Source organism: Mycobacterium sp. E183 (genome assembly GCF_001667735.1).
GTDB lineage: Bacteria > Actinomycetota > Actinomycetes > Mycobacteriales > Mycobacteriaceae > Mycobacterium.
Genome location: NZ_LZJN01000127.1, coordinates 1 through 7,716 on the forward strand (window position 1 = coordinate 1; position 7,716 = coordinate 7,716).

Genomic DNA, 7,716 nt, shown 5'->3' on the forward strand with positions numbered 1-7,716 from the left:
CTCGGTACCGCCCGCCCGACACCCCCACCGAGGAGATCCTGGCCACCATCTACGCCCAGATCCTCGGTGTTGACCGCGTGGGCGTCGACGATTCGTTCTTCGAACTGGGTGGCGACTCGCTGGCGGCGGCGCGGTAGTCGGGGGCCGGGAGGGCACGACTGTCGAGTTTGCCGTTGACCGTCAACGGGATCGCGTCCATCATGACGATCGCGGCGGGCACCATGTAGGCCGGCAACAGCTCGGCCAGCGCGGCGCGGACGCTGGCAGGCTCGGCGGACCCGGTCACGTAGCCCACCAGCCGCTTGTCACCCGGCAGGTCCTCGCGGGCGATCACGGCCGCCTGGCCGACCCCTTCCAAACCGGTTAGCGCCGCGTGGATTTCGCCCAGCTCGATGCGGTGGCCGCGGACCTTGACCTGCTCGTCGGCACGCCCGAGGTACCGCAGCTGCCCGTCCGCGCCCCAGCGCACCAGATCCCCGGTGCGGTACATGCGTTGCGCGGGGGCTGCCGCTCCGGCGAACGGGCACGCCACGAACCGCGACGCGGTCAGGCCCGCCCGGCCCAGATACCCCGACGCCAAACCCCCGCCCGCCACGTACAACTCGCCCGCCACGCCGGCCGGCACCGGCCGCAACCAGTCGTCCAGCACGAAGAAGGCGAGATGCTCCAGGGGGTTTCCGATCGGACTGGCGGCGCCGTCGACGTCACCGTCGACGATCTCGCGCAACGAGGCGTGCACGGTGGTCTCGGTGGTGCCGTACATGTTGATCAGGCGGGGCCGTCCCGGATGGCTGTCCAGCCAGTTGGCCAGCCGTCGGGGTTCGAGCGCTTCGCCACCGAACACCAGCGTCTGCAGTTTGAGTTGCTGGGCGAGGTCGGGTGAGAGCGCTTCGGCCGTTTGCAGCGCGTAGAACGCCGAGGGCGTCTGGCTCAGCACGCTGACTTGCTCACGAACCAGCAAGGCGTACAGGTCTTCCGGCGAACGGACCACGTCGTCGGGCACGACCACCAGGCGCCCGCCGCGCAGCAGCGCACCGAAGATCTCCCACACCGAGAAGTCGAAGGCCAACGAGTGGCATTGCGTCCACACCTGCCCCAGATCCAGTTCGCCGTCCAGCGACTCGAGCAGCTGGGTGACGTTGCGGTGGGTGACCGCCACTCCCTTGGGGATCCCCGTGGTGCCGGACGTGTAGATGACGTAGGCGGTGGCGTCGGGGTCTGGGGCCGGTATCGCGGTGCAGGGGAACGTGTCCACCGCCGGGTCGTCGATGTCCAGGAGCGGCAGGCGGCAGCCGTCCAGGCGCGATCGCAGCCCGCTGATCGTCAGCACGGCAACCGGTGCGGCATCGGCGAGCAGGAAGTCGATCCGCGCGGCCGGCAGGCCCGGATCGATCGGCACGTAGGCCGCTCCGGCTTTGAGCACCGCCAGGATCGCCGCGACAGCCCCGGCCGACCGGGGAACCAGCAGCGCCACCCGATCCCCCGGGCCCACGCCATGCTCGATCAGCAAGTGCGCCAACTGGTTCGCGGCAGCGTCGAATTGGTGGTAGTTCCACCAGCGGTTTCCGCAGGTGATGGCCACCGCCTCCGGGGCGCGGTGCACCTGGGCGGCGAACAGTTGCGGAATCGACGGTCCGATCGGCGCCGGCAGGTCGAGCACCGCACGGTTGCCGAAGTTGTGGAGCCGGGCATGCTCCGCCTCGTCGAGCACGTCGATCGACGACAACCGGCGGGCGGGGTCGGCGGTGAGGGCGGCCACTACGCGCTCGAGACGTGCGACAAGCGTTGTGACACTGGCGGTATCGAACACGTCGGTGCGGAATTCCACCGCACCACCGATCCCGGCGGACCGGCCGTCCGCCGTCCAGCGTTCGGCCAGGGAGAACAGCAGGTCGGTGCGGGCCGTGCGGGTGTCCACCGGCAGCGCGGTGACCTGCAGGTCGCCCAGGTTCAGTTCGGCCGCGTCGTTGTTCTGCCAGGCCAACATCACCTGCACCAGGGGGTGGTGTCCCAGGCTGCGGGCGGGGTTGAGCCTTTCCACGAGCACCTCGAAGGGCACGTCCTGGTGCTCGTAGGCTTCCAGGCTGCGCCGACGCACCTGGGTCAACAGCTCGGCCACCGTGGGATCGCCGGCCAGATCGACCCGCAGCACCAACGTGTTGGCGAAAAAGCCCACGACGTCATCGAGTGCGGGGTCGGGGCGTCCGGCTATCGGGAAGCCCACGGCCACATCGGAACTCGTGGAGATCTTCGCGAGCAGCACCGCGAGGGCGGCCTGGAGCACCATGAAACTGGTCGCGTCGTGGGTGCGGGCCGCCTCGCGCACCCGGTCCTGCAGCGCGGCCGGCCACTCGACGCCGACGCTGGCCCCGCGGTAATCGGCAACCGGCGGATACGGCCGGTCGGTGGGCAACTCCAGGCGCTCGGGCAGTCCGGCCAGTGCGGCCCGCCAGTAGTCCAGCTGCCCGGCGATCGGGCTGTCCGGGTCGTCGAGATCGCCCAGCTGGGCGCGCTGCCACAGCGCGTAGTCGGCGTACTGGATCGCTAAGGGTGCCCATCCGGGCGCCCTGCCCGCGCACCGGCTGGCGTAGGCCACGCCGAGGTCCCGCACCAGCGGGGCGAGCGACCAGCCGTCGGCGGCGATGTGGTGCACCACGGCGACCAGCACATGTTCGTCCTCGTCCGTCCTGAAAAGCGTTGCCCGCAGCGGACTCTCGTTGGCCAGGTCGAACGGGCGGCCCGCGACCGCGTCGACGGCCTCCCGCAACCGCGCCGCAGACCATCCGGTGGCGTCGACCACGTCGGCATCGACGCGCTCCGGGGGCAGGATCGCCTGGTGCGGTGTCCCATCGGCCGCGGCGAACACCGTGCGCAGGCTTTCGTGGCGGTCCAGCACGTCGCCGAGCGCGGCGCCCAACGCGTCGACGTCCAGGTGTCCGCGCAGCCGTAGCGCGGCGGCCATGTTGTAGACCGGCGACGGCCCGTGCAGCTGGTCGATGAACCACAACCGGGACTGGGCGAACGACAGGGGCAGCAACGCCGGACGCGCGCCCGCCACCACGCGCGCCGGCGCACCACCGCCCTTGCCGAGGAGCGGCGCCAATCGGCGAACCGTGGGCGCCTCGAACACCGCCCGCACCGACAGGTGAGCGTGAAGGCCCGCGTTGACGGCGGCGACCAGGCGCATCGCCGCGAGCGAATCGCCACCCAGGTCGAAGAATGACTCCTCGACCCCCACCCGCGCCAAGCCCAATACGCGGGCGTAGATCTCGGCCAGGATGCCCTCGACCGGGGTCGCCGGGGCACGGTAAGCATCGGTGTCGTGGTATTCGGGTGCGGGCAGCGCCCGGGTGTCGAGTTTGCCGTTGACCGTCAACGGGATCGCGTCCACGGCGACGATCGCGGCGGGCACCATGTAGGCCGGCAACCGCTCGGCCAGCGCGGCGCGAATGCCGGCCGGGTCGGCCGTGCCGGTCACGTAGCCCACCAGGCGGCCCGCGCGGGCGACCACCGCCGCCTGCCGCACACCGTCGAAAGCCAAGAGCGCGGTGGTGATTTCGCCGAGCTCGATGCGGTAGCCGCGGATCTTGACCTGCTCGTCGGCGCGCCGCACGTACCGCAGTTGCCCGTCGGTGCCCCAGCGCACCAGGTCCCCGGTGCGATACATGCGCGCCCCGGTCCCGCCGAACGGGCACGCCACGAAGCGCGACGCCGTCAAGCCGGACCGGCCCAGGTAGCCGCACGCCACGCCGCGGCCGGCGACATACAATTCCCCGACCACGCCGGCCGGCACCGGCCGCAACCACTTGTCCAACACCATCAACGCGGCGCCGGACACCGGTGACCCGATCGGCGCCCCCGCTCCGGGGGCCAGCGGCGCGCTGAGCGCCGCGTCCACCGTCGTCTCGGTCGGGCCGTAGGCGTTGACCACCACCCGGCCCGGCGCCCACCGATCGACCAGCTCTGCCGGACAGGGCTCACCGCCGATCACCAGGGCCACCCCGTCGAGCCCCTCGGTCGACAGGGCACCCGCCTCGGACGGGGTTTGGCTCAAGACGTTGACCCGTTCACCAATCAGCAACGCGCGCAGCTCTTCCGGCGATGTCGCCACCGGCTCGGGCACTAGGACCAGCCGGCCCCCGTCCAGCAGCGCGCCGAAAATCTCCTGGACCGACACGTCGAAGGCCAGGGAGTGAGACTGCGACCAGGCGGCCGCCCCCGGCAGGGGCGCATGCAGCGACGCCATCAGCTGGGTGACGTTCTGGTGGGTGACCGCCACCCCTTTGGGGACGCCGGTCGTGCCCGACGTGTAGATGACGTACGCGATGTCCTCGGGGTCCGGCGCCGGCAACGCGGTGGCGGGTTGGGTGTGCACGGATGATTGGTGGACGTCGATGACCGCCACGTCGAACCCGTCCAACCGGGATCGCAGCTCGGCGGTGGTGACCGCGACGATCGGCGCGGTGTCGGCAATCATGAACTCGACCCGCGCCGCGGGCAGGCCCGGGTCGATCGGCACATACGCCGCACCCGTCTTGAGCACGGCCAGGACCGCCGTGACCGCGTCGGCGGATCGCGAGAACATCAGCGCCACAAAGGCACCGGGGCCCGCACCGAGGCCGGCCAGCAGGTTCGCCAGGCGATTCGCCGCCTCGTCCAGCTGCCGGTAGCTCAGGTGGCGGCCGTCGCAGCTCAGCGCGATCGCCTCCGGTGTGCGGGCCACGTGCGCGGCGAACAGGTCCGGAATCGACAGCCCGGCAGCGGGTTCGGTGAGGACGGCGTAGTTCCCCCACTCGACGAGGTGGGTGTGCTCGGACTCCTCGAGCGCGTCGATCGCCGACAACAGGCGAGTGGGGTCGGCGGTCATGGCCGCCAGCACGCGGCGGAACCGCTCCACGAGCGCCTCGATGCCGGCTGCGTCGAAGACGTCGGTGTCGAATTCGATTCGCAGGCCCAGTTCCTCGCCCGGCACCGCTTGCACCGAGAGGGGATAGTGGTTGAACTCGCGGCTGACGAATTCGGTGATGGCGACTTCGTGTGCGCCCGCCAGCGCGGCGGTGTCGATCGGATAGTTCTCGTACACGAACAAGGTGTCGAACAGCTGCTCGTGGCCGGCCGCGCGGTGGATTTCGGGCAGCGCGAGGTGCTCGTGTTCGAGGGTGTGATTGTGGGCGCGGCGCAACTGGTCGAGCAGTCCGGCGACCGTGGTTGTCGCGGCGATGGTGGCCCGTACCGGAACCGTGTTGATCAGGAGGCCCACCATCGTTTCGGAGCCGGGCACCTCGGCCGGCCGTCCCGAGACGACGGCGCCGAACACGACGTCGTCCTCACCGGTCAGCCAGGCCAGCAGCTGCGCCCACGCGGCCTGCAGCACGGTGCTGACGGTCGTGTGCGACGAGCGGGCCAGCTCGCTCAGTGCGCGCGTGGTGTCCGCAGGCACCGCGGAGGTTGCGACGTCCCGACGCCCCGCCCGCCCGGGCGCGCGCACCAGCGTCGGGGTGTCGAACCCGTCGAGCACCTGGCGCCACGCCGCGCGGGCGGCGTCCAGGTCGCGCGTCGCCAGCCAGGTGAGGTAGCTGCGGTACGGCGCCGCGGCCGGCAGCCGCTCCCGGTAGTAGGCGAGGAAGATCTCCTGGAGCACGACCGGCAGCGACCAACCGTCCATCACGATGTGGTGGACGGTCAGCACAAAGCGGTGCCGGTCTTTGGTGGTGCGGACCAGCGCCGCCCGAAACGCCGGGCGGCCCGCCAGGTCGCACACGGCGGCGCGCTCGGCGATGCACAGCCGCTCGACCAGCTGGTCGGGAGCGGGGTCGTCGGCGTCGAGCTGGAGGTAGCGCCACGCGATGGTGGGGTCGGCGGGGATGATCTGCACCGGCTCGTCGAACGTTTCGCTGAACCGGGCCACCAAGTTGGGGTGCCGGTTCACCACCGTGTGCACCGCCTCGCGCAGGCGATGCGGGTCGAGGGGGCCGCACACGGTGATGTCGAGTTGCACCGCGTACACGTCGTCGCCGGGGTCCAGCCCGGAGCTGGCATGGAAAAGCAGTCCCTGCTGCAGCGGGGTCAGGGGCAACACGTCGGCGGTCGGGTGGCCCCGGCACAGCTCGTCGATCTGCTGCTGGGTCAGCCGCGCCGGGGCGACGTCCGACGGGGTCAGTCCGCCCCCGCCGTTTCGCACGTGCGCGCAGATGCCGGCCAGGGCGGCGCACCACAGCTGGCTCAGCCTGCGGACCTGCCAGTGCTCCAGGGCCGAGGGTGCCCACGTCCAATTGGCATGCAGGCGAGGACCGTTCGTCGTTTCCACGGCGCCGGCGTTCAGCTCCAGCGTGTGTCCCAGAGGCACCGGCAGCGCCGCGGTCGCGGCGGTCAGCGACAGGCCGTCCTGATCCGGCCGCCACAGGTCGTCCGACAGCTCCGCCGTGCCGCCCAGTCGCCCTAGGTAGTTGAATCCGATCACCGGGTCCGGGTCTTCAAGGACCACATCGGGATTCAGATAACGCAGCAGTCCGTAGGTCAGCCCGTCCGGCAGGGCGCGCAGCTGTTCCTTGGCGTCCTTGATGAGCGCGCCCAGCTCAGCCGCACCGGCGGTGACCCTGTCCCAGGGTGGCTTACCGAGGCTCAACGCGACCGGGTATTTGGCGGTGAACCACCCCACCGTGCGCGACAGGTCGACGCGCGGGCCCACGTCTTCGTCGCGGCCATGGCCCTCGACGTCGATGGAAAGCGGCGCGCCGGTGCCCAGGAATTCGTTGATCGCCAACCCGAAGGCGACCAGCAAAATATCCTGGACACCGGCGTGGAACGCCGCCGGCACTGCCCCCAACAACATGCGAGTGGTCTCGGTATCGAGCGACACCGACAGGTGCTGCGCCGTCCGATAGGTGTCGAGCTCCGGGCGTACCGCCGGCAACGCGGCCGGGATCGCCGCCACCTGCCGCCAGGCGTCCGCCATCCGGACGACCTCGGGGCGCCGGGCATGCTCGGCCACCAGCGCGGACCACCTGGCGAACGACGTGCCCCCGGGGGCCAGCACCACCGGTAGGCCGCTGCGCTGCTGGACCCACGCGATGTTCAAGTCCTCCAACAGGATTCGCCACGAAACTCCGTCGACGGCCAGGTGGTGGACGATCAACGCCAACCGCCCGGTGCCCTCCGCCCATACCGCACGCAGCATCACCCCCGCGGCCGGGTTCAGGTGCGAGCGCGCCGCCACCAGAGCGTGTTCGGACAACGCGTCGACGGTGTGCAGGCATCCGCGGGCGTCGACCGCGCCGGGCTCGGGCACCTCCAGCGACCAGCCGCCCGCACCGTCGTCGTCGACGCGCAGCCGCAACATCGGGTGCCGGTCGATCAAGGCCTGCAGGAGCACCGTCAGGTCGTCACGGGTGACGCCGGCGGGGGCCTGCACCAGCATGGTCTGGTTGAACTCGTCGACCGACCCGTCGAGCCGCTGCAGCCAGCGCATGATCGGTGTGGCGACGAGCTCGCCGAGACCCTCGTCGACCGCGTCGTCGTCGGTGGACACCCCCGCCACCCGGGCCAGTCGCGCCACCGTCTGCTCGACGAAGATGTCGCGCGGGCGGAACATCACGCCGGCCGCCCGCGCCCGGGCCACGACCTGCATCGACAAGATGCTGTCCCCGCCCAGGTCGAAGAAGGAGTCGTCGATGCCGACCCGTTCCACGCCCAGCACCTGGGCATAGATGCCGGCCA

Annotated in this window: 1 pseudogene; it reads right to left on the reverse strand. The window is 71.0% G+C overall.

The window, feature by feature from the left end:
• Window positions 1-85: 85 nt before the first annotated feature.
• Window positions 86-7,716, reverse strand: a pseudogene (locus A5691_RS12945) (amino acid adenylation domain-containing protein); the annotation flags it as partial.